A 23530-nucleotide genomic window follows, 5' to 3' on the forward strand; every position below is an offset into this window, starting at 1 on the left:
TCCTCCTTATTTATGAGGGCAAAATCAGCTGAGTCGGTATAACGAACCTGCCTTGAAGCTGCTCTCCGCGAGTGATATGGCCCATCAGCAGCGAGACGGCTTTGGCGCCGATTGCGGCTTCATTTTGACGGATATAAGCAACCTCCGGAATCTCGGTATCGTCAAACGCAACCAATTGTTTATTTGCCGCCTCGTTTATCCTTTTCAAGGCATGATAAGCCAGTCGGGCAAGCTCCACATCCGTAGCAACAAGGCCGGAGAAGCTGTCATGATGCATAAGCATCCATTGATGGATCAGCTCCGCCCCATCTTTCCTCGAAACGTTAAACCTCTCGTATGGAACGGTATACCGTAAAACGGATGATGGCTTCAGCCCGCATTCCGTCACTGCGCTGTCGAAGCCGGCAAGCCTGTCGGCCATTACGCTATGCTCCACGGGCGGCGTCAGCAGAGCAAGGCGATGGTGGCCCTTCCCGAACAAATACGATACGGCTTTTCGCGCGCCTGCCTTATTGTCCGAGCAGACGCTGACGACCGGCATATCATTGTAATAACGGTCGATCAAGACTACCGGACATTCGAGCTCCCCCGCTCTTATAACTGTCTGGCGTTCATGCCATGCTCCTATGGAGAAGAGGATTAACCCCCCGATGCCAAGCACGCCAAGATCCTCAAGCGATTGCAGCTCTTTGGCGGTGCTGCCCCTGGATACGCGGATCACCAGCGTATAGCCATAGCCGTTAACCGCATTCTCGATAGCATCCAAAAGGCGCTGTTCCACCTTCGTACGCATAGAAGGAATAATCATCCCGATAAGCTTGCTGGACGAGTGGCGGTTTGCCCTAAGCCCCGGCTCCAGCATCATCCCGCTTCCTTCACCTGCCGGAGAAAACAATTTGTACGGCGCTTGCCCGGCAACAAACGTGCCTTTCCCCTTGGAGCGGACAACAATCCCTTCCTCCGCGAGACCGGCCAAAGCATTTTTCGTGGTCATCAGACTGACATGGAACTGCGCGGCCAAATCCGTCTCGGACGGTATCCGGTCACCGGGACGCAAATTACCAAGCGAGATTTGGGTTTTGATAGCTTCCTGAATTTGTTTGTATAACGGAATATCCTTCAAGGGCGCTCACCACTTTTACTATACTGTGCCAGCCCCCCGCAAAACAACAAAAATCCCCTTCCGGACTTCCGGAAAGGGATTGTATGCCTTCTTTATTTTTTCTTCAGCAGATCTTCGATTGCTTTGCGCGTGTCGGCGCTGAACTCCTTGAAAAATTTGATCAGCTCCGCATTGCACAATCCTGCGTTATACAGCATTTGAATCGTAATAAACTCCGGCATTCCTTTATCGTTGACCGAAGTAATAATACCCGCTTTCATGGCTGCCGAAGTCGAAGTCTTCGTCCAGTCCGGCGGCGTTTGGTTGCCCGAAATATTCACATGAGTCTCAAGCGCGGCAATCCGCTGCTGAAGCTCCTCCATTTGATGTTTTTCAGCTTCTGTCATTGGTTTTTCCTCCTCCGGCGCATAGGCTCTAAGCAAATCGTCTTCCGTCCCCGCATATTCATTCAGATCGACATTACCGCTAATGCCGGACACCTTCCGGGTCCCGCTAGGCAAGGTACCGCCCGAGCTTCCGTCGCTGTATTGCCAGAACGTCCATCTGGTCCAAGCCTTGGCATCATCGGGCGGGCTAGAGGCGTTGTATCTGGCTATCCATAACGGATAGGTGCCCAGCGAGGCGTCAAAATGGTTAGCAAAGGCGTTACCGGTATAAAAAATCGGCTTTACGCCAAATAACCGTTCCGTCTCTTCCAAAAAAGCTTTCGCTACCGCGCTCATGCTGGCATCGCTAAGGTTACCCGAGTTCGTCTCGTAATCCATTACGGGAGGTAATAGCAGGTTGTTAGCCTGTGAAGCCGTCTGGTAAAAATACTGCGCTTCCCGTTTCGCCTCAGCCGAGGAGGAGGCCCTCAGAAAATGGTAAGCCCCAACCAGAAGTCCGGCCGCTGCCGCTCCGTTGGCATTTTGCAGAAAATTTGGATCCTTATAGTTCTCTCCTTCGGTTGCTTTGACAAAGGCAAACGTTATGCCGTCGCCCGCTACTTTCGGCCAATCAATCGTTCCCTGGTAATGGGATACGTCAATGCCTTGGGCATATCCTTTTGTTCTTCCTTGCACGACATCCCCTCCTTCGGGTCATTCCTGTATCTTCTTTCTATTAGTAGATTCATGCGCTGCTAGATGGGACACGGCATTTTGGCACAAAGAAGCCGCCCTGCGGGAGGGCGGCCTTCTAAAGATTCCTTATTTATTCCGGCATTACGGCGCAGCCATCAGGTTGAAGGCTTCCCAGCCGCTGACGCTGTCTCGGTTGGCAATCAGCATGCCAAGGTTCAAATCCGCGCTGACATATTTATTGTTGGCAACCGACTTGAACGATACCGTACCGTCGGCATTGGTTGATTTGGTGAATTTCTCCCAAGCCGCAATACCCTGCGCCTGCGCGATCAGCCTGCCGTTGTTGTTGAGATCGGCGCTGACGTATTTATTATTGGCAAGCGACAGGAAGGATACCGTGCCGTCCGCGTTCGTTACCACGATAAACTTCTCCCATGTGCCAACGGAAGTACGATTGGCCACAAGCGGCGAGGCGCCGGTATTTTCGGCCGTAACGTACAGATTGTTGGCTTTTGCCTGCAGGCTGGAAGGCGCATTCAGCTTCGCGTAAGCTTTGAACATATTAATAAGGGTCGTATTTGGCGTAAAGTTGCTTGTCGTGAATTTGGCCAGCTTCGATTGCATCGTTGCAATGCTGTCGCTGCTTACGTTCGGGAACGGGTTCGTATTGTTCTGGTACAAGCCCCAATTGCCGCCGCTCGTTACTTTATATGACCAGTTGGTCCAGGATACGTCAAGCGCATCCAGGCCGGACAGCCATTTCTCCCATAAGTCGTTATGCGTGAACAACGTGAACTCGCCGGAGTAGACCGGCACATTCCAGTTGTTCTGATGCCAGATCATATCGGAGAACCACTGGTTGATGCTGTTGTTCTGGCTATTCCAGTCCGTATCGTTCCAGTCATAGCTGTGCACCTCGTACACCACGTTCGTCCAGCCGTATGTCGACGGAGCCTCGATATTGTTCCAGTAGCCAAAAGCTTCCACGTAAATCATATGATCCGGGTCGATCGCGCGGACGGCTTTGTACAGACGGTCGTACATTTGGCTGATCGACAGGCTGCCGTTGTTGCTAACCGGTTCATTGAGCAGATCGTAGCCGGCAATGGTCGGATTGCCTTTGTAGTGTGCGGCAATCCGCTGCCACAGCTGCACAACCCAGTTTTGGTAAGTGGTATTGCTCCAAAGCTCGTTTGCGCCTTCGCGACCGCCGCTTTGCCAGCCGTTCATATTGCCCGGTACCCCGTGCAGATCAAGCAGCACATACAGACCGCGGGATTGCGCGTTAGATACAAGCCAATCCAGGTTGCCGAACGATACGGCATCCGACTTCATCGTACCGTCGCGGTTCATCATGTTCTCCCAATAAATCGGCACCCGGATAAAGTTGAGACCCATATTTGTAATCGTGTCCAAGTCGCTTGCCTGAATCCACAAATCCTGATAGCTGTCCTTCAACGAATCCACCGCGGAGGAACCAAAGCGGTTAATCAGCGTTCCCCGGACCGTCCACTCGTCGGTGCCGCCAAGCGGAGACATCCAGTTCTCTTCCATCATCCAGCCGCCAAGGTTGGTGCCGTGCAGACTGACGACGCTGCCGTTGCCGTTGTTGTTCTTAATCTGCTTGCCGTTTGTTTTCAGAAAATCGCTTGCTCCGATAGCCGCATCCGCATGCTGTACCTTGATGGAGCCCATCATTCCCACCGCAAGACATGCCGTCACGGTCAAGGTCAGTACTTTTTTCAAATTCATTAACAAGCCTCCTTAATAGAAATGTCGCCTTAGCGGCCTATCCGGCCAATTGTGGTGCTTCTTGCTTCGTATGCACCTTTCCCTTTTATGAAATCGATTACAAACACTAATATAACGACCCGTCCGGCAAAAAGCATTGGCTATTTTTCAGATTCATTTGTACGGTTTTCAGGGTTTGAAAAATTAACCCGATTAACAAAAAAAACCTTCCGTCCTGGAAGGGAATGTTCCTAAGGGAGCAAGCGCCCGGCAATCAGATCAATTAGCTTTTGCGCGGCTTTGCTCAAATAATGCTGCTTCAGCCAAATAATCGCCGAGCTTGAAGTAACGTCCGGCCCGTCGATTGGCATAACCCGGATACGGTGATTCTGATAACGGTTCACCGAGGTACGCGGCAAAATCGAAGCGCCAAAGCCCGAAGCGATAAGCTCCACAAGCATGCCGATATCCGAGCATTCTCCTATTATCGCGGGCGATAGTCCGCGCGAGTGGAATTGATCGAGGATCAAGTGATAAAGCCCTAACCCTTCGGTACTCGGGAGAACAAGCGGGTGCTTGGCGATACATTCGTACGTTACCTTATCAAGCTGCTCATCTCCCGCCGCTCCGGTCACGAAAAACAAAGGCTCGGCGCCAAGAATAACGTGATCGAATTCCTCCAGGCTGACCGGAAGCCGGACGATCGCCAGATCCAAGGCTTTGTCCTTGATCAGTTTCGTCAGCGTATTGGTCTCATTCTGCTGAATCTTGAGCGTAACCTTCGGATACAACTGGCGAAAGGCGCTAAGCACGACCGGAAGCCGTTCATCCGACAACGTATTGATTCCGATCGACAGCTTCCCCCGAAGCCCAAGACCCGATTCCTTCACTTCTTCCTTCGCTTCCTCCAGCAGCCTTGTGATCGTAAGAGCATGCTCATATAACGTTTTGCCCGGCGCCGTCAGCTCCAGCTGGCGGCCGCTGCGAATAAATAACGACACGCCAAGCTCCTCCTCCATCAGCTTCAGCTGCTGGCTGAGCGGAGGCTGCGACATATGCAGACGCTGCGCCGCCGATGTCACCTGAAGCTCTTCCGCAAGGGCTATAAAATATCGCAATTGTTTAATATCCATTTTCTTGTTCCCACCCGTACGTCTGCTATATGATTTTCATATGCTTTCGCAATTTATTTAATATTTTTAATATAGTTATGCTCATGATACCATATACGAAGCATTCGGGAGAAAAACGAAGCTCGATTGAACGGAAATTTTGAAGAAAGCTGGGAATAGTAATGTTGAAATCAAAAGATAGCTTCACCGTACTGCTTGCCGGCATGCAGTGGCTGTTCTTTATATTTACCAACACGGTTATGGTGCCGCTCTCGATCGGCCATGCGCTTGGACTTGCGCCGGAAGATATTGCGGCTTCGATGCAGCGCTCCTTTATCCTGACCGGACTGCTCTGTATTGTTCAGGCGGTATGGGGGCACCGTTATGCGCTAATGGATGGTCCGGCCGGCGTCTGGTGGGGGCTTGTGCTCAGCATCTGTGCTTCCGCACCCGCGATGGGACTGGATATCGGCACGGTGGCGGCAAGCCTTAGCAGCGGCTTTATTATCTCAAGCAGCGTAGTCATTATACTTGCGTTATGCGGCTTCTTGAACGTACTGCGGCGTATCTTTACGCCGATGGTTATGGGCGTGTTCCTGCTGCTGCTTACCTTCCAGCTTGCCAATACGTTCTTCAAAGGGATGATCGGATACGATCAAGGCGGCCAATGGAATTTGAAGCTGGCTGGCTTATCCCTGTTTATTATTATCGTTGTTGCATTTATTCATTTGAAGGGCAAAGGGAAATGGGGACAATTCTCCCTGCTGGGCGGGATTATTGTAGGCTGGATTGCTTACGCCATCTTTTTCGGAAGTCAGAGCCGCATGGAAACCGCAAGCGGAGGCATCGGCATCTGGCACTGGCTGCCGTGGGGAGCCCCGGGCTTTGAGCCTGGCATTATTATGGTGGGCTTGCTTGCCGGGCTCGTCAATATGACCAATACGCTTACGAGCTTGACGGCGGCGGGAAGGCTTTTCAAACGGGAAGCAACCAACAAACAGTTCGTGCGCTCGATCCTGTTCACGAACGGCTTCTCGATTCTGGCCGGTTGTCTAGGCTTAATCCCTTTCGGAACCTTCGCGTCGTCGATCGGGTTTCTCGAAAATACGAAGGTACTGCGCCGTGCCGCGCTTATTGCCGGAGCAACGATGTTTATTATCGTCGGAATCTTCCCGGCATTGGGGGGCTGGCTGGCTAAGCTGCCGTTGTCCGTCGGAAATGCGGTGTTGTTCGTCGCTTATCTGCAGATGTTCGGTACCGCGATCCGTTCCTTCCAGGGAACAACGTTTAATGCCAAGACCATATACCGGGTTGCGCTTCCGGTTCTGACCGGTATCAGCATCATGAATATTCCGGCTTCGGCGTTTGCGGAGTTTCCTCCGCTTCTGACGCCAATTCTCTCTAACGGACTTATAATCGGAGTTATCCTAGTCATCATTCTGGAGAATGCCATCCAATGGAATAAACTCGAAGGTAAATCATTCATTGCGGAAAAGGAATCTCCTACACAACAAATCGTTATGCAGCGGCAATAATTAAATCAATAAGGACTGTCCATAAGTCGTAAAAATGACGATGGCACAGTCCATTTTTTTCTGGTTATACAGCAACCTGCGTATTTTAATGTTCTTCCGATCGCCATTGCTCAGGAATTCCTTGAAATAAGTTGGTAAGGTTGGAATCCCTTCACAAAAGCGAACGCTAACGCTTCTCCAGAATCATCAAAATACTCCGTTTGCCTATAACCTATCAATTGAACCTTATTTATATTATGAATTTCTCTTATTCTGTTAATACTAGAACGAAGAAAAGGAGATGATTCGTTTTGGTTCCTGAAACATTGCTAGTCTTAACGTTATTTGGAATTGGTTATTATGCTTTTCACCTCTATTCCCTTAAAAACAAACAGGATCAATTACATCAACATAAACTGAGCGAATTTCTTAATTCAAAAGAAGATGTATATAATATTCTATTAGCCGGAATGTATCAAAGATTTAAAAAAGAAGAAGGGAAGTTAGTAGATACACCTTATGACTTCGAACGCTTTGTCGCAAAAACCTTAGAAGTTTTGTACAAAGGAAAATGTACCGTGACACCCTCCAGCAATGATGGAGGGGTAGACATATTGCATTACACGAATGACGGCATAGAACTTATTCAAGTTAAGTGCTACGATCCCAATGCAAAGCTTAATTTTGAGCCTGTCGCTATTATACATAGTCAAATGATTAAACAACAGGCACAAAAAGCAGCAATCATTTCGACATGCTCTTACAGTGATTTTGCCATTAGATATGCAGACGAGGTCAATGTGAGGTTAATTGATGGAAAGGCATTTCTTGAACTGTGGATTCAAAGCATATCCAAATTGGAAGATGAACTGCTTTTGTGCTCCCCAGTGACACCAGACTATGCATGAGCCATAAAAAGGCTCTATCCCCTATTAAAACACCCATTCGGATTCGGCATTTTGTCCATAAACTATGAGATAAGCTTCCGCGGCGAGGGGATGCGAGTCTTGCATGTTTAACTGTATCGGTAAGGTCATTATCGTAAATAACAGCGGCATTATCCATTTTGGATTTGTCAAACAAATCGCTCCCGAATCCATTCAAGTCGGCAACGGCAACGGCTCAACGACATCCGAGGCGGATTTGGAGGAAACGGGGAGAGAAACCGAAAACCAAGCTAATGGGGAAGACAGCAATAACAGCGACAGCAGTACTAATGGCAATAGCGGCAATAAAGGCAACAAAGGGAAAGTCACCAACGGAAGAAGCAAAGGTACTAGCAAAAGCAAAGGTTCAAACAAAAGTACTAGCAAAAGCAAGCCAACCGGAAAAACGACTGCCGCGAAAAAAACATCGGCGCCAGCCATGAGTTCCTTGCCTAACCTGCCTTTCGGCAATATCGGCAAAAATCATCCGCTGCTCAAATTAATGAAAGGGTTCAAGTAAGCCGAATCGGCGAACTTGAACCCTTTCATTTTTACTCAAATATATGGGATAAACGGGATCCGTTATTGTTCCACAACCACTTGCGGTTTTTCGAATCGCCTTGCGCCGTGTCCTTCAACTGGCCGCTGAGTTCCATGAACCAGGCTTGATCCTGCGCCTCAAGAGCGAGATCGATCAAGCTGCGGATATCCTCCTCGTCCGGAGCCCACTCCGCCTGCTGTCTCAAATGATGAACCTTAGCAAGCGCCATACGCCCGGCTGAATCCTCGTTATCCGATTTTACAACATGAACCTTTGCAACATTTTGTTCCACGTCGATATGCTCGACATAGCCGAATACAAATTCACCGCTGATCGTTTGACCTTGCACCCAATCGCTGACTGCAATACTCATGGTCATCACCGCCTTAATTGAAGTAAGTAACTGTAACTTAAGTTGTTACTGTTATAATAATGTATACAGTTAATGATGTCAACAGGCTAATGGAAAGATTACTCATGCAGCAGTTTCCCGGATAAGAACTCCTTCACCTGACTGAGATACGGAGTCTCCAGAACTATGCCTTCCGCGTCCACAATCACATACATCGGGAAGTTCTTGATGCCAATCGCCTTCGCCCATTTGACATTCCGCTCCTGATCATGATCCCAGAACTGGACTTTAATCAGCGCATCGGTGATCCGATTGTCTGAATTCTGGAACCGGTTCAGTTCCGTCGTTTCACTGACTGGGAGGCTGTTCCCGTAAAACAAATGAAGAGCGTATTGTCCATTGTTGGCAGGTTTCAGCTCTTTTAATACATCCTGCAAGTATGTGATACCCATTATACGTAAGTGCAAGGGAGAAGTTTTACTCGAAATCTCCTAAAATCATTTCGTCCAAGGCTGTGCCGCCGAGAACCATCGGGTATACGTTCTCGTCCATCGGAATAACGAACTCTACGAGCACAGGACCCGGCGTTTCCAGTGCTTCCTTCCAGGCGGCGTCCGCTTCCGCCTTATTCGAAGCGCGCAGCCCTTTTAACCCGTAAGCTTCCGCAAGCTTTACAAAATCCGGACTTCCCGCCAAATCAATCTGGCTCAGCCGGTTCTCGTACATAAGCTCCTGCTGCTGTCTTACCATGCCAAGCACCCGGTTATTCAGAACGACGATCTTCACCGGAATTTGCTGCACCGCGCAAATCGCCATTTCCTGAGCGCACATCTGCATTCCGCCATCGCCGTTGATCGAGATAACCAGCCGGTCTGGATTGCCGATCTGTGCACCTACCGCAGCCGGAAAACCGAAGCCCATCGTGCCAAGTCCTCCCGAGGACAGGAGGGAACGCGGCTGATTAAATTTGTAAAACTGCGCCGTCCACATTTGATGCTGGCCTACGTCCGTTGAAATAATCGCGTCGCCATGGGAGGTCTGATGAATCATCTCAAGGACATATTGCGGCTTCAGCCCGTTATCCGAATCGTTGTAGCGCAGCGGGTGCCGAGATTGATCCTGCTTGATTTGCTCCATCCAGCCTTCAGTTTTCGCAGGTGCGGCCACCGTAAAGGCGTAAGCAAGAATCTCCTTCAAATCGCCTACGATGCTGATATCCGCTTTAATAATCTTATCGATCTCCGCCGGATCGATATCAATGTGGACAATCTTTCTGGCCTGCGGAGCGAAGCCCCCTACCTTCATCGTCAGCCGGTCATCAAACCGGGAGCCGAGAGAGATAATGAGATCGGCCTGTTGAATGGCCATATTCGCCGCGTAATTGCCGTGATGGCCCGCCATGCCCAGCGCATAAAAATGTCCGCTCGGAAATCCGCTAAGTCCGTGCAGGGTTGTTACAACCGGGATGCGCATCCGCTCAACAAACCGGATAAACTCTTCGGAAGCATTCGCATGAACGATTCCCCCGCCGGCAATGATAACCGGTCTTTCCGCTTCCGCCATCGCCTTCATCCATTCGTCTACACGCTCTGCATCAATGGCCGGCTCAGGCTCATACCCGCGGAGTCTAACCTTCGCCGTATACGGCTCATACTCCAGCTTGGCATTGGAAATATCTTTCGGAATGTCGATCAGAACCGGCCCTTTCCTCCCCGTGCTCGCCAGATAAAAGGCTTCATGCAGAATCCGCGGAATATCCGCCGCATCGCGTACCGAATAGCTATGCTTCGTAATCGGCATCGTAATGCTGATAATGTCGGCCTCCTGGAAAGCATCCGTCCCAATCATGTACGTAGGGACATTTGCCGTAATGATAACCATCGGAATGGAATCCATGTGCGCCGTTGCAATGCCGGTTACCAGGTTCGTCGCTCCCGGTCCCGAAGTTGCGATGCATACGCCAACTTTGCCGGTGGAACGCGCATAACCGTCGGCGGCATGAACCGCGCCTTGCTCATGGCGGGTAAGGATATGCTTGAACGCTTTATTTTGCGTCATCGCATCGTAAATATATAAGGCACTCCCGCCCGGGTAACCAAATACCGTATCCACGCCTTCATCCAATAATCCTTGCAGCAATGCTTCCGAGCCAGTCATCCAGGTTTTTGTTGTTTGTTCCATAATGGGCAGCCTCCCGTAATAAAAAATAACCCCTTTCTTCCCCGGCTAATCACAGCAATGCTGCAAGGCCATAAGGGACGAAAGGGGTTTAGTCTTCGCGGTACCACCCTGGTTCACCGGAATTCTCGCGAATCCGGTCTCAAGAGGCAGGAATGCTCCTGCCTGCTGCACGTTAACGTGTGCAATTCCGGTCGAGCCTACTTGGCTGAACTTCAGCTTTCGGTCGACAGCTCCGAGATGACCGCGTCCATCGCTTACGGCAAAGGTTCCACCAAGCCCTCTGCTCTCTGTGCATAAGCCGCATGCCGCTATTTCTCTTCCACGCTTCTTTTATGAAAATCATAAAACCCCTTTCTTCCACAGGCGTCAGCATACAGCTGAACTTGCCTAGGGACGAAAGGGGTTATCTTCGCGGTACCACCCTGGTTCACCGGCGTTCTTGCAAATCCGGTCTCATGAGATAAGCTTCCGCTTACCTGCTGCACGGTAACGTGTGCCAATCCGGTTGAGCCTACGCAGCTGAACTTCAGCCTTCAGTCAACAGCTCCGAGATGACCTCATGCAACGCTTAAGGCAAAGGTTTCAGCATTCCCCCTGCTCTCTGAACATAAGCCGCCTGCATGTTATTCTCTTCTGCGCTTTTGCTTTTGCACATCATAGCATATCAAAATCGGCTTTTCAATCCGTATTTTTCCCGATCTTATTGTTCCTGCGGTTCAACGTTCTATGCAGAATCAGAAATATAACGATAGCAATCAGTACTCCGGCAAGCGCCGACGTCATATCCTTCTGCGAATCAAACGGATCGCCCTCAAGCCCGATATACTTGGCAGCCATCTTCTTGTTAAACAGATAAGCGGACCACATTTCGAGCAGCTCGTATAAACCGCTTGCCGTCATAATCATCGTAAAAGTCACGATATAGGCTGGCCATTTCCTGCGCAGCTTCAGAAAATATTGAACCGACTCCCGTACGGGAAAGGCGATCATTAGGCCAAAGGCGAAGTGGACAATCCGGTCATAGAACCCTCTTTTGATATGAAAAAGCTGCTTCAGCCATTCATCGATCGGCGTATCCTGATACGTGTAATGCGCGGCGTAAGCATGCATCGCCAGGAAGATTGCGATAAGCAAATACGATAAATTGCTAAGCGGAAACTTCCGGTACACCACAATCAGAACAATAACAAAGGCGACCAGAAGCGAATTTTCGACCGCCCATATTTTCCAGTCTGACGGACGGATCGCCATGATGATCCAGAATACGGCCAACACGGCTATCGTGATCTGCAAGAGCCTATTCTGTTTTAACGGAATCAGATGGCTTCGCAGCCATTTGGACTTGTCTGTCATGAGGGTGCAACCTCTTTCTCGTCATGATGAGGATTATCTTTCCCCAAATGGCACAAGTTATATAGCAAAAAAGAGAGGGTCGCCCCTCTCCTCTTGCAAAAACCCGAATAGCAGGCCGTTCATGTCTTTTACCGTATGGCTTGCGGATTGGACGCTTCGGCAACAACTTCATTCCATAATTCCTCGGCGATTTGCTTCAGCAGCAAAGCCTCCTGCCAGCGGTCGGTTGTCTCGACCTCGCGGCCATTCTCGACCACTCTCGTAATCGCGTAACCTGGAGGACCAAGCTCCGGGATAAAGGAAAGAATGTCCCCAGGCACGGCATTCGCATACCAATTCAACATCCCTTTGCGCCACCAGCGTTTGAAATGCTTAACCATCGGATGGTCGCCGTTAACCATATCCACTTGAACCTGTTCACCATTGGAGATCCGGCCATGGATTCCGGCCGTCCGCTGAAGCAGCACGTCAAACTCGGCTTCCGAGCGGCTGTGCGTGCCGTCTAATTCACCGCCAACAACGTAATGGGACAGATCGATAATGAGCTTTAACTGCGGCAAGGCTCTAACGTAATCGGTCGTCCGAAGCAGATCCTGCGTGATTCTTCCCCGGTGGGTTTCGATGAATTGCGGTATACCCGCTTCCGAAGACGCTTCCAGGAGTCCTTCCAGCAATTGTACGGCTTCATCGCCAATAATAAAGGCATCCATGACCTGCGAATTGATGTATTGAACCCGGCCGAAATGTTTGGCGGCTTCAAGCGTATCCAGGATGTCCTTTACGTTCGCCGGAAAAGCAATCGTGCTGAAGCTGAACCGGTGCTTGTCCAGCAGACGGTGCCACTGCTCGTATTCCCGTTCTGGCGGCATTGTGGCACTAATGCCGGTAAAGCCGGCTTCGGCAATCTTCTCGAACTTCTCCTCCATCGTCCATTCCCTGCCGTTCTCGCCAAGGCCGATCATCGCCCACCAGGACTGCTGGATATCCATTCTTGGCGGACGCGAAGAACCGTCGTTCAGATGAAAGTTAGATGCCATTTACGTTCACGCTCCCATACTAGTAGTTGTTGTTCACTCCCTGACCGCTTACCATATCAATGACAGCCTGATACAGGTTAGGCGGATATTCCGCAATCCGGTGACATAAATACAGGTACCACTCGCGGCCGTACGGAACATAAATGCGAATCGGATTCCCCTCGCTTTGCAGCCGTTTAGCCAGCTCCGGACGAATGCCATACAACATTTCAAGCTCTGCTTGAGAGCCTGATAACAAGCCTCTATCCCGTACGGCATTAATAATCGCGTCGTCATGGGTAGCGATGGAGACCTGATGGCCTTGTCGGATTGCCAATTCAACTAAATTCAAATAACGCTCATTCAGCTCGGGAGACCGTGCAAGCGACAGATGATCCGGTTCTTGATAAGCCCCTTTTACGATTCGGACCCGGCCGGGCGAAGTCAGCGACGCCAAATCCGCCGGCGTTCGGTTGAGATGCGCCTGCAAGGTAATGCCGATGCCGGAGTACTCGGCCGCAGCCTGCTTGTAGACGGATAAAATAGGATCCGTTTTCCCCGACTCTTCCATGCTGATGAACAGCTCAATCTCCGTTCCTTCCGCCTGTCTGGCCAGCTCGGTCAAGTTGGCATAAGCAAGCGACGGGCTTATCATTAACCCGATATGCGACAGATCAAATGATACACGCCCCGGAAGTCCCGACTGCTTCAATTGCTGAATAAGCGCTTTCATCTCCGCCGCGGCTTGTTCGCACTCCTTGGCATCCGATGTATTCTCACCAATGTATTCGATAGAAAGAGAATAACCCCTTCTCAAAATCTCTTTTCCGGCTTCCAATCCTTCCGGAAGACGATCTCCCGCCACATACCTTAACGCAGCATGACGCAAAATCTGATTGACCTGCGGGTTCTGCTCCACGTAAGCTTTCAAATCCAAACGGCGTGCGATAGATTTTAAGGCTGTTGTTAACTGCTGCTCCAATTCCAAATGTTGATTCATGTTGATGATGCCACTCCCTTTTCCCGAATTGCAATCATTTTAAGAGATAAGAGAGTGACCGTATTGTATAAAATTGCTCTCGCTACAGCGATAACGCGTACTTCTGCGGCGTAGCTCCGACAATCTTGCTGAACGTGCGGGAGAAATGGCTTTGGTCATAAAAGCCCGCTTCCGCCGCGATATCCGCTATCGCCCGCCGGTTCTTCATAAGCTCCGTCTTGGCGTGATTAATCCGTAGCAGGTTCTGATAAGCATGAGGCGGCAGATGACTCGATTGCTTAAACAACCGGATCAGATGAAATCTGCTGATATCCGTCATCTTCTCCAGTTCGTCCAGAGTAATCTTTTCGGTATAATGCTCATGCAGGTATTCTTTGACCAGATTGACGTATTTACGGTCTTGTCTGGTTCTGCGGCGCTGATGCGCAAAGTCGGAAGCATTCCAGCTAACTATCGCCTCGATAAGCTCGATCAGCGAGGTTTCGATCTCAAGAGGAGATCCTTCACCCGCTAAAGCTTCCATAGTCCGGTTGATGCGGATCCGGCATGCCTTGTTCTTGCCCTCTTCCAGCAGAAAAGGAATATGCAGCCGGTCAAGCTCCCGCTGCTTCAGCCCTTGAAGCCAATCCTGCTTGATAAACAGCATTTTGTAGCTCCAGTCCGCTCCTTCTTCCGGATGGCAGGCATGAAGCATCATTGGCGGGAAGCTGATCATGCGCCCTTCCTCCACCCGGTGCATCGTTCCGTCACACCATGCGTGGGTCTCCCCGGTATCGATCAGCCCTATGGAATACTCTTCATGGAAATGCTTCTGGTAGGCAAAATCACTCTTCCTGCATCGCTTAGCCTCAAGAAACGGAAGTGCCTGTTCTCGGTAAAAGACGACATCCGGCATACGTATCGAGCACCTCCTTTAATCTAGCATTATTATATCAGCCTTTGCATAGAAAAGGACAACCCGGAAGAATGACTGCTCCCGAATTGTCCTCGCTTAATCTCTAATTCTTGTAAATGTTATACAGCATAACGGCAACTTCCGCTCTTGTTGTTGTCGCCAGAGGGGACAATTGGCTTCCCGACCCTTGTATGATGCCGTTCTTAACAAGGGTAGCGATGCTCTCTGCCGCATACGCGCTTACTTGATCGGCGTCCGCATAACCGCTGATATCAGCTGCTGTACCGTTCATCGCAGACAGCTTATTAGCCGCAACCAGCGCCTTGGCTGTCAACGTCATCATATCCTGTCTGCTGATGCTTGCGCGCGGATCAAAACGGTTCTCGCCAATGCCGTTCGTAATGCCAAGCTTCTTCGCAATGCCTGCCGCCTGATAGTAATAATCGGTCGTATGGATATCCGCGAAGTTTGAATCTACTTCGGCTGTCAAACCAAGCGTGGATACAAGAAGCTGAATGAAATCTGCTCTCGTAATCGCCGCATTTGGCGAATAGGTTTGGGCCGAAGTGCCTTTAATGATTCCTCTGGATGCCAGAGCTTCAATTTGCGCTTTGGCCCAAGGTACGGCAGCCAGGTCAATAAAGGTCTTGTGCACGAACGCAACGGCATACTTGCTGAAATGCGTCGTTGTAAACGCCATAACGCCAGCTGCCTGATCATAATAGCCGCTTGGTACAGACTCTGTCGTGCCGTCTTCCTTCACGTACAAGATGACGAGATGATCCAGATTTTCGCCTGCGGCAGGCGTGTATGGAATGGTTACAAGAACTTGAACATGGTCATTATGGAAGCCAAGCGGCTTGCCGTCCGCCAGCAAATGAATATCAACAGCCGGCTTTCCTTCCGCCAGAGAGCTTGAAGACCCCATATGAAGAGTTACGTTTTGGGCGGAACCAAGCTGCGCGGACGTAAACATGCCTGCCGGAAGCGTTACGCTGCCAAATGGCGTTTTTACCCGAATCTCTTGCGATTCTTCGAGTTGTCCAAGCAAGCTGGCCGGAATTTGCTGCTCATACGCTTCCGCTCCTGCCACTTGCGGCAGTTCAATCTCAACTACTTTTCTGCCGTCCCGCAGTACCGGGGCAAGCGTGAAGGCTTTCGTCAGGTCGGCGCTTGTTACGGAACCTTTCGCGACTTTGGTAGACGAATCCATCACTCCGTTCACCGTAAGCCTTGCCAGATCCGTTGTAACAACTGGTGTCAGACCGGTTGAGGAGCTGGAATTACTGCCGCTGCCGGAATTGTTTTGGCTCGATTTGGCCGGTACAATCACTGCAATGGAAGCCGTGTCCGCTGTCGTGTTATCCGATGTTCTTGTTACGCGAAGCACCAGATTGACTGTAGTTTCTGCTGCCGGCGGAGTAATAACGCCGTCCGTTCCGATCACTTCGTTGTCCGAGGACAAGATGGCAACAGAATAACCTGCAGGCACTCCAGGCAGCGTCATCGTCGTGGCGTCCTTGGCTGGAGCAGTAATCGCCGTAATACCATCCGCGATTTCTTTCACCGTACGGGCAATCGTAACATTTTGCACGGTGGACAAGGCCGACTCCGTGCCCGTTCCGTCAATCACGCCAACCTTGTAGAAATAGGTATGCTCCGAAGGAAGGCTGCTGTCGGTGTAAGTGCCGGCCGTACCGCTGTACACTTTCGTGAAAGTGCCGTCTTCACTGTCCGAACGGTACAGGTTATAACCAAGCGCACCGGTCGTTTTGTTCCAGGCAAGCTTCACACTGGTCGAAGATGCCGCTGCTGCCGTAAGGCCCATTGTTGTATCCGCAGCTGGCGTCAAATCCGGATCGACAATCATAATCCAGCTGATCATCGGGTCCTGCGCAGCCGTATTCCTTACCGTTATTTTCAGCGATCCGCTCGTAATATTTACGCCGGTAAATGCCATCGTATTGCTTGGCGTAAACGTAACGGCGCCTTTATTCTCGTCATTGAGAAGGAGGTTTGCTTTTCTGCTCGTATTCGTCCACGGATCGTTAAAGCCCAGATACACATCATACGAACCGTTCTCCAAGGAGAATTGATAAGCAAGGTCCGTACCCTTCGGAGAATTGGATACGTTGCCGCCGTTTAAGTAACGAACCGTTGAGAAAATATCCCCGTCAGCCGAACCGGAAGGCAGCGAGTCTGTGCCAAGATAACCCCAAGGCGAAGCATCGGCTGCATTATAGGCTTGCTCGATTACCGTTTTGTTCGCCAGCGTGCCCTGCATGTAAGAGGCGAGCAGCTTGTAATCGGATGTCGCGTAACCGCCTGCGTTTACGAAATACAGCGCGTTGTCCGGCACGACGTACATCTTGACGCTCTGCACCTTGTTGTAATACTCCGGCAGCGTCATTTGAACCGTAATTGGACCCGGCTTCGCGAAGTCAGCTGCCGTAAGGGCATGAGAATTAATAGACCAGGTTACGGGAGTCGATACGGTTCCCGTTTTGCCCAAGACGTTAACCTGGCTTGGCAAGCTAGGCACTTCCCCCAGCTTAACCGCTTCAGGGAATTTGGTGGTCACGTTCACTTGACCCATTGCATTCAGAAGATCCGGTGTCCAGCTCGCATACCATTTAATCGCAATATCCGTTCCCATTCCGAACTCGATTGGCAGGAATACATATTTGGCGCCGTCATTGGCAAAGTTGCCGCCGTTCCAAATATCGCCTACGTAAATAAATTTGCCGTTCTCCGGATCAACCGGAATCACATACGTCGATTGCGTATTAAAAGCTTTCGTCGGGTCCGGGTCGCTGGCCGACGTACGGACGAACGGATCCTGCATTGGAGCCCATGGTCCAAAGATATGATCCGCTACCGTATATTTGTTCTGGTTCGCAGACCAGCCTGTAGCGCCGGAAGTAATTAAGTAATAATGGCCGTTATATTTGAACATGGCCGGTGCTTCGCGCTGGGCTCCCGGGAATACCCGCACATAGTCAACTCCGTTTACGGCTTTGTACGAAGTATCGCGTACAGCGTTTCCGTTCTCGTCCACGTTGCCGTCTTTATGCCAGCCGGTTACATCGAGATAATCCGGCATCAGCTTGGAGATGTAGATCGTCAGGTTCTCTTCGCTCGAATAAATCAAGTACGCGGTACCGTCATCATCCTTGAAGAGGTTCATATCCCTTGCCATTCCCGGGTTGCCCGGCTGGTAGTCGATTTCGCCGGCAGGAGCCTGATCCATCCGGTAGCTTCGCTGGTAGACGAACGGACCGGTTGGCGAATCGCTTACGGCCACGCCCGCTTGAGCTTTGCCGTAATTGGCGCTGTTGTTGTAAGGATCCTTATCTCCGTCGATATGAGCCCACATGACGTATTTCTTCGTTTCATCGTTGTATATGACTTTCGGACGTTCAACGATTCGTCCTTTACGGATATCCGCCCAGATGTTAACGGTATCCGTTCTGCCTTCATAGAGCTTGGAGATCAGAGGGTCATTCGTAAAATCATCCATCGAATTGATTAACGTAAGAGCCATGCCCTCGTCTTTCCAGTTCATGAGGTCCGTAGAAGAGTATACCCGGACGCCTGCAGCCGGCCATCCGCCTTTGTGGTATTCCCCATACCAGTAATACTTCTTCGTTTTCTCGTCGTACATCATGCCTGCACCGTGAGCGTCTATCGGATTGCCGGTTGTATCTGCCCATAGCGCGCCCGGAGTTAAGGATGTACGCACCGCGCTGACCCCAAGCAAATCGGATACGGCGGAGGAAACGCCGTCTACGACTGCGCTAATGGTATAGAAGTAACCCGTGCCCTGCGTTAATCCGGTATTGGTGAAGGTTGTATCCGTACCGTTGTACACTTCGGCAAAGGTTCCCGTAGCACTCGCGGCTCTCTTGACGGAATAAGCAACGGCTGTTCCCGGCAATGCATCCCAGGTCAGCGTGACCGAGGAATCCGTTGCGGATGCGGCCTTGAAGTTAGCCGGCGCGTCAAACGCATAGGTCGTGGCTTGGACGGATGCTGGCGCCGATTCGCCAAAGGCATTGTACGCCGTAATCTGGTACTTGTATGCCTTGTCGGCTGTCAGGCCTGTAGCCTGGAAGCTTAATGAGGTCCCGTCGTAAATGTTCTCATAAGACGTACCGCCATTCGAAGACTGGTACACCTTGTAGCCGGTTGCCTTGGCAACGGCAGCCCAGCTCAGATTGATTTTCGAAGAGTTAACCGCCGTCGCGGTCTGACTGGCTGGCGCAGCCGGCGCTACCCCTACTGTCTTCACGGTAAATTCCGGCGACCACTGGGACTCGGTAAGCCCCCCGTACAAATAAGCGATCTTGTAGTAATAATCCGTATCCGAGCTCAAACCTGTATCCGTATAGCTGGCTGCGGTAGTGTTGCCCACATAACTGTAACCGCTTCCGGAAGTTGTGGAACGGTATACATTGTAGCTGCTCGCTCCTTCAACCGCATCCCATTTCAAGGAAACCGAGGAATTGGTCTTCGCATCCGATTGAATGACGGCCTGATTAGCTGCCGGGATATCCGTAACCGTAACGTCATCCACTTGAACCGACTGCCATTTATTGCGGATGCCGATCTTCCCGCTCGCAAACGTTGTATCGACTGCGTCAAACAGAAGCTTATCCTTTCCGTTCTCCACGATATAAGCTTTCATTGAGTTGCCGATAAGCACAAGCTTCAGCGTATACCAAGTATTTTTGCTCAGCGTATAAGCGGTGGAGCCTTTAATCGTTGCATCCGTATTATTGACCCGTTTGGTCAGAGTAAGCCCGGTTGCAGCCTGCATCTGGAAATAGTAAAAGTTTTTATAGTCTTGGACGCGGGCCAATATGCCCGGATAAGCACCGCCGGCTCCCGTATAGAACCGCATGGATACCGTGGAATCCGTCCAGTTATCTCCCGTCGTAATAATGCCTTCGCCCGTATCGGTCTGGCTAAGCACTTTATTGCTTGCGTCAGCCGGATCGTCCGCTACCGCCCATGTACCGGAAGTAACCGTCCACTCCGGATCAGCCGAATAATCCCCATCCGTAAAATGATCTTGAAAATCGATAGCCGAAGCTGCCGACACCTTGGGAATCGGCGTAAAGTTGAACAAGGAAACACCTAATGACAGCAGTAAAAGCCAAACAATCGGTTTTTTCCGCACTTTCTTTTCGCTCCTTTAAATAGATTAGAGTACGATCAAACGCGGATGATACTTGGCAAAACTTGCGAGCTCCCCCCTTGTTTTGGAAACCGGTTTCATGAAACCCGTTTCATGAAACGCATAAAAATATGAAATCCAGCGGGACTTCTCCGAACAAAAAAGAAGAAAGCGGTTTCATTGCCCCAATTGTACTGTTTTCCCCATCAATTGGCAACCAACTTTCTTCTTAACTCTAGTCGTTTTTCGAGATATTTTTGTCAAAACTTGTTGAATTTCAAAAATTTCAAATCCTGTTACCTTAAATAAAGCAAGAGGGGCTGCAGCTTCAGCGCCTTTAACTCCTCGTAGACCAGTCTCGCGATCTCGATTCCGCCTAGCTGCTGGAAATGCGTATTATCCTCCGTGCCGTCCGGGAAGTTCATAAATTCCCCGGGGGCCAGCCACATGAACAGCTTCTTGGTCTCTTCCGGGCCTAGTACTTCAAATAAGGCTTTGCTAGCCTTCGCCAAATCGATTAACGGTACTTCCTCTTCGGCTGCCAGCTCCCTGACCGCCGTCAAATAATCCCCGTGAGTATCACGGAGCGTGCCGTCTTCTTCATAGAAACGGCGCTGCACGGAAGTGACAAGAACCGGAATCGCCTTCCGCTCCCTCGCTCCGTCGATATAAGTCTTCAGAGTCTGCTTGTAAGTGGTAAAAGGCTCCGTGTGCCGTTCTTCGTCAAACTTCTGATCGTTATGGCCGAACTGGATAAGCAAATAATCGTAAGGCTTTATGCGGCTCCAAATTTGATCCAGCACGCCTTCGCTGATGAAGCTTCTGGAGCTGCGGCCGGATAAGGCATAATTCGCTACGGCCGCGTCCTGCTTCACGAACATCGGAAGCATCTGCCCCCAGCCCGCGTACGGATAACCGTCATCCGGCTGGTCCGTAACCGTCGAATCTCCCGCTAAGAATAGCGTACAGGCTTGCGGCGCCGGCTCCACCTCCATCGCGTTAATGCGAGGCGCAAGCCCGGAGAATGAGAGCTTTAGCTGCCCGCCGGTTACCCATACCGAAAAGCTGATCCGGGAGAAGCTGCCCGGAGCTGTCCGCTGCTTATGCACCATCAGGCGTCCCTGACCGGCTTTGATCGTTGTTTCGGTCTCGGCAATTTCATCGCCCAGCAGGACAGAGACGCGGTAAATGCCGTCCTCTGCATCGAGCAAAAAAGCCGTATCGAGCGGGATGCAGAAATCTCTGCGCAAGGCTCCCGGTTCGCCGCGGTCCTTCGCATTTATCCGGTCCGTCCGGGTAAAGCCGTATCCCGTAAAGGAATCATAGACGGATTGCGGCGTAATCTTCGTATAGCCCTCGGCCGGGGTGCCTGTGCCAAAATCAAATCGATAGTTTCGCGTCATTTCGTTTCTAGCTCCTCTACTTTATTTCTCCGCCGGGATACAAGGTTGAGCTGGACAGCCGTTTGGGCTGCGGCAGCGGAGAATCGGTTACGCAGTCGCTCAATTTCATTTGTTTGCTGGAATAAATGGAGGCCGTATCATTCGAATAAATAATAACCTGCTCCGTGCCGCTCCCCCATAAGTCGGCGTGTACGGCATACCCTTCGGATGGAAATTCGATCACCGGATTCATAGAGCCGTCGTACAAGGTTGGGAATACGCCTCCTCCGCGCCGGTAAGCCAGAATATAGTCCGGCGCATCCTCCGTCCAGCCCCTTAACGGTTCAATAATGGTCAGCCAGCCCGGCGTCTTCCGGTCTTCCTTCCACAGCTCCTTGCCTTCGCTGTCCAACAGGAACAAAGCGTCCTTGCCGACCAGGCCTTTGCCGTCATCCTCCCGGACAAGCCGGTCCAGCCCGGCGATCTGCAGACCCGGCAGATCGGTCCGGAACCGGCCCAGCGCGATATGCTGCGATTCAACGGACCCCTCATAACGCCACAGCTCCTTGCCATGCCGGTCGTACATAACCGTTACGCTGCCGCCGATGACAAGCTCGGGCTCTCCGTCTCCGTTCACATCCCCTACCCAGATGCAGTCGGCGTGATCGTCCAGATCATGACAGCTCCACAGCAGCTTGCCGTCATGATCGAGCAGATCGTAGCCGGCCATAACCTCATCCCTTCCGTCGCCATCCAGATCGTAGACCCACGGGAAGTGGCCCGGATTCCCCTCATGCGTCCATAACAGCTTGAACTCACGGTCCAGCGCCCACAGACGGTGATAACGGTCCTTCAAGATAAGATCGCCGGCATGCGTGCCACCTGTAAGATTTGCAACAATGATACAGTCGTGGGCATGCGGATCAGGCAGCTCATGGGTCGATTGAACCGAGCCGTCTTGCCCGTTCAGGATATGCAGCCGGTCATCCATGACGCAAAGCACCTCAAGCCTGCCATCCCCGTCGATATCCGCAATTTGCGCCGGATAATCCGAGCCATGGCGTCCTGCTCCGGGATCGGGCTTGCCGGTCTGCCACAACAGATGGCCCTCGAGATCATAAGCGGTCAGACATTGCACCTGATGGGGAATATATCGGACATCCTGACGGTTATCCGGCTGTACCAGCAGCAGCTCCATCCGGCCGTCGCCGTTCAGGTCGCCAAGCAGCACTTTGCAGTTTGCCCCCGCCGCTTGCAGATCTATGGTGCTTAACAAATAAGGCTCCTTAGTGGATACGGATGACATCCTCTTGCCTCCCAACAATATTAGATTCCATAACGCTAACTACAACGCAATCTGCTGTCCGCCCTTCACTTCCACCGTCTCGGCGTCAACCTTCAGCCACACGCTGATGGCGGAAGGATTATAGACAAAGCTGAGGTCAGCCGCAAACTTCAGCCCTTCGAAAGCTTTCGCGTAATCCACAAGCTCCATATTCGTGCAATACCAGATCCCCGGATTACCGCCGATAAATTGTCCGAACTGTTCCATCAGCTCCCAATTGTTGTCGCTGTCAAATTCGTAGCTGTGGCCCCACACATACATGAGGTACAAATATTGCGATTTTTGAAGTCCGGCGAATTCCTCCGCATGCTTCATCAGATCCCGGTTATGATGGCAGGTTGGCTGCCACTCGTGCCAGTCATCCGGCATGCCGTAATGTCCCGTGCTGGGAACAACACGCGCATATTCGATGCCAAGACCGGGCAGCAGCTCCTTGATTCTTTTGTTATAGGAACCGTTCGGGTAAGACATTCCGCGGACCGTGTAGCCAACAATACGCTCCAGATTACGCCGGTCCTCCATGACCTCGTATACGATCTGCTCATTCGGGCATCGGGCAATTGTCGGGTGAGTCAGCGTATGAGCCGATACTTCATGCCCGGCATACAGCGTTCTGACTTCATCGGCACCAATCCGGTCGTTTGTTCCAAGCAGACCGGAATTAAGATGAAATGTGCCCTTTAACCCATACCGGTTAAAAATATCGACCAAACGACGGTCGGCGAACCGCCCGTCATCGTAGCTAAGAGTCAGCGCCTTATGCCTTCCTTCCGGGAAACACATCACAATCGCCATGGCTTTAACCTCCCGTTTCTATCG

The 23530-nt window shown here is 51.1% G+C and carries 18 protein-coding genes; 3 read left to right on the forward strand and 15 right to left on the reverse strand.

Translation table 11 applies throughout. The features are described 5' to 3' along the window. Window positions 1-10: 10 nt before the first annotated feature. From CFI03_RS29960 to CFI03_RS29975, 4 genes are all read right to left on the reverse strand, one after another. Complete coding sequence (locus tag CFI03_RS29960) at window positions 11-1123, reverse strand: GntR family transcriptional regulator (protein WP_248762674.1); 1113 nt, start codon at window positions 1121-1123, stop codon at window positions 11-13. 92 nt (window positions 1124-1215) lie between these two features. After that, on the reverse strand, window positions 1216-2184 hold the full coding sequence (locus CFI03_RS29965) for a glycoside hydrolase family 25 protein (RefSeq protein WP_248762675.1): 969 nt from the start codon (window positions 2182-2184) through the stop codon (window positions 1216-1218). A gap of 141 nt (window positions 2185-2325) precedes the next feature. After that, window positions 2326-3936, reverse strand: a complete 1611-nt coding sequence (locus CFI03_RS29970; protein WP_248762676.1) for a cellulase family glycosylhydrolase — start codon at window positions 3934-3936, stop codon at window positions 2326-2328. 230 nt (window positions 3937-4166) lie between these two features. Then, the gene (locus CFI03_RS29975) at window positions 4167-5048 is read right to left on the reverse strand and encodes a LysR family transcriptional regulator (RefSeq protein ID WP_248762678.1); all 882 of its coding nucleotides are present in this window, start codon (window positions 5046-5048) and stop codon (window positions 4167-4169) included. Between the two features lie 161 nt (window positions 5049-5209). Between CFI03_RS29975 and CFI03_RS29980 the strand changes: the two genes are divergently transcribed. The 3 genes from CFI03_RS29980 to CFI03_RS29990 all read left to right on the forward strand — a co-directional run bounded on the left by CFI03_RS29980 (window position 5210) and on the right by CFI03_RS29990 (window position 7987). Beyond that, window positions 5210-6562: a uracil/xanthine transporter gene (locus tag CFI03_RS29980; RefSeq protein WP_248762681.1), complete on the forward strand. Its 1353-nt coding sequence runs from the start codon at window positions 5210-5212 to the stop codon at window positions 6560-6562. Window positions 6563-6852: 290 nt separating this feature from the next. Beyond that, entirely contained in the window at window positions 6853-7449 is a 597-nt protein-coding gene (locus CFI03_RS29985; RefSeq protein ID WP_248762683.1) for a restriction endonuclease, read from the forward strand. 103 nt (window positions 7450-7552) lie between these two features. Next, window positions 7553-7987, forward strand: coding sequence for a hypothetical protein (locus CFI03_RS29990; RefSeq protein WP_248762685.1), 435 nt, complete (start codon window positions 7553-7555; stop codon window positions 7985-7987). Between the two features lie 31 nt (window positions 7988-8018). Here the strand turns inward: CFI03_RS29990 and CFI03_RS29995 are convergent, their stop codons facing one another. The 11 genes from CFI03_RS29995 to CFI03_RS30045 all read right to left on the reverse strand — a co-directional run bounded on the left by CFI03_RS29995 (window position 8019) and on the right by CFI03_RS30045 (window position 23506). Continuing rightward, entirely contained in the window at window positions 8019-8381 is a 363-nt protein-coding gene (locus tag CFI03_RS29995; RefSeq protein WP_248762686.1) for an IDEAL domain-containing protein, read from the reverse strand. Between the two features lie 98 nt (window positions 8382-8479). After that, complete coding sequence (locus CFI03_RS30000; protein WP_248762687.1) at window positions 8480-8797, reverse strand: hypothetical protein; 318 nt, start codon at window positions 8795-8797, stop codon at window positions 8480-8482. A 40-nt stretch (window positions 8798-8837) separates the two neighbouring features. Beyond that, window positions 8838-10541, reverse strand: coding sequence for a biosynthetic-type acetolactate synthase large subunit (gene ilvB / locus CFI03_RS30005; protein ID WP_248762688.1), 1704 nt, complete (start codon window positions 10539-10541; stop codon window positions 8838-8840). Between the two features lie 678 nt (window positions 10542-11219). Then, window positions 11220-11894, reverse strand: coding sequence for a DUF2238 domain-containing protein (locus tag CFI03_RS30010; RefSeq protein WP_248762689.1), 675 nt, complete (start codon window positions 11892-11894; stop codon window positions 11220-11222). Window positions 11895-12022: 128 nt separating this feature from the next. Next, complete coding sequence (locus CFI03_RS30015; protein WP_248762691.1) at window positions 12023-12931, reverse strand: sugar phosphate isomerase/epimerase family protein; 909 nt, start codon at window positions 12929-12931, stop codon at window positions 12023-12025. Window positions 12932-12950: 19 nt separating this feature from the next. Continuing rightward, complete coding sequence (locus CFI03_RS30020) at window positions 12951-13910, reverse strand: proline dehydrogenase family protein (RefSeq protein ID WP_248762692.1); 960 nt, start codon at window positions 13908-13910, stop codon at window positions 12951-12953. An 82-nt stretch (window positions 13911-13992) separates the two neighbouring features. Continuing rightward, the gene (locus CFI03_RS30025) at window positions 13993-14805 is read right to left on the reverse strand and encodes a helix-turn-helix transcriptional regulator (protein WP_248762693.1); all 813 of its coding nucleotides are present in this window, start codon (window positions 14803-14805) and stop codon (window positions 13993-13995) included. A 103-nt stretch (window positions 14806-14908) separates the two neighbouring features. Further along, the gene (locus tag CFI03_RS30030) at window positions 14909-19987 is read right to left on the reverse strand and encodes an S-layer homology domain-containing protein (RefSeq protein WP_248762694.1); all 5079 of its coding nucleotides are present in this window, start codon (window positions 19985-19987) and stop codon (window positions 14909-14911) included. Window positions 19988-20280: 293 nt separating this feature from the next. Then, a complete protein-coding gene (locus tag CFI03_RS30035; RefSeq protein ID WP_248762695.1) occupies window positions 20281-21387 on the reverse strand; it encodes a rhamnogalacturonan acetylesterase in 1107 nt (368 codons plus the stop codon). Window positions 21388-21403: 16 nt separating this feature from the next. Further along, window positions 21404-22672 carry an FG-GAP-like repeat-containing protein gene (locus tag CFI03_RS30040; protein ID WP_248762696.1) on the reverse strand — a complete coding sequence of 423 codons (1269 nt, stop codon included), beginning with the start codon at window positions 22670-22672 and terminating at the stop codon, window positions 21404-21406. 39 nt (window positions 22673-22711) lie between these two features. Next, on the reverse strand, window positions 22712-23506 hold the full coding sequence (locus tag CFI03_RS30045; protein WP_248762697.1) for a polysaccharide deacetylase family protein: 795 nt from the start codon (window positions 23504-23506) through the stop codon (window positions 22712-22714). Window positions 23507-23530: the final 24 nt, after the last annotated feature.

This window comes from Paenibacillus sp. ATY16 (assembly GCF_003399985.2).
Lineage (GTDB): Bacteria > Bacillota > Bacilli > Paenibacillales > Paenibacillaceae > Pristimantibacillus > Pristimantibacillus glycanilyticus.

Bases quoted from the DNA above. Each gene is read 5' to 3' on its own strand.
- CFI03_RS29970 (WP_248762676.1), bottom strand. From the start codon at position 3,936: ATGAATTTGAAAAAAGTACTGACCTTGACCGTGACGGCATGTCTTGCG.
- CFI03_RS29975 (WP_248762678.1), bottom strand. From the start codon at position 5,048: ATGGATATTAAACAATTGCGATATTTTATAGCCCTTGCGGAAGAGCTT.
- CFI03_RS29980 (WP_248762681.1), top strand. From the start codon at position 5,210: ATGTTGAAATCAAAAGATAGCTTCACCGTACTGCTTGCCGGCATGCAG.
- CFI03_RS29990 (WP_248762685.1), top strand. From the start codon at position 7,553: ATGTTTAACTGTATCGGTAAGGTCATTATCGTAAATAACAGCGGCATT.
- CFI03_RS29995 (WP_248762686.1), bottom strand. From the start codon at position 8,381: ATGAGTATTGCAGTCAGCGATTGGGTGCAAGGTCAAACGATCAGCGGT.
- ilvB (WP_248762688.1), bottom strand. From the start codon at position 10,541: ATGGAACAAACAACAAAAACCTGGATGACTGGCTCGGAAGCATTGCTG.
- CFI03_RS30010 (WP_248762689.1), bottom strand. From the start codon at position 11,894: ATGACAGACAAGTCCAAATGGCTGCGAAGCCATCTGATTCCGTTAAAA.
- CFI03_RS30015 (WP_248762691.1), bottom strand. From the start codon at position 12,931: ATGGCATCTAACTTTCATCTGAACGACGGTTCTTCGCGTCCGCCAAGA.
- CFI03_RS30020 (WP_248762692.1), bottom strand. From the start codon at position 13,910: ATGAATCAACATTTGGAATTGGAGCAGCAGTTAACAACAGCCTTAAAA.
- CFI03_RS30025 (WP_248762693.1), bottom strand. From the start codon at position 14,805: ATGCCGGATGTCGTCTTTTACCGAGAACAGGCACTTCCGTTTCTTGAG.
- CFI03_RS30035 (WP_248762695.1), bottom strand. From the start codon at position 21,387: ATGACGCGAAACTATCGATTTGATTTTGGCACAGGCACCCCGGCCGAG.
- CFI03_RS30040 (WP_248762696.1), bottom strand. From the start codon at position 22,672: ATGTCATCCGTATCCACTAAGGAGCCTTATTTGTTAAGCACCATAGAT.
- CFI03_RS30045 (WP_248762697.1), bottom strand. From the start codon at position 23,506: ATGGCGATTGTGATGTGTTTCCCGGAAGGAAGGCATAAGGCGCTGACT.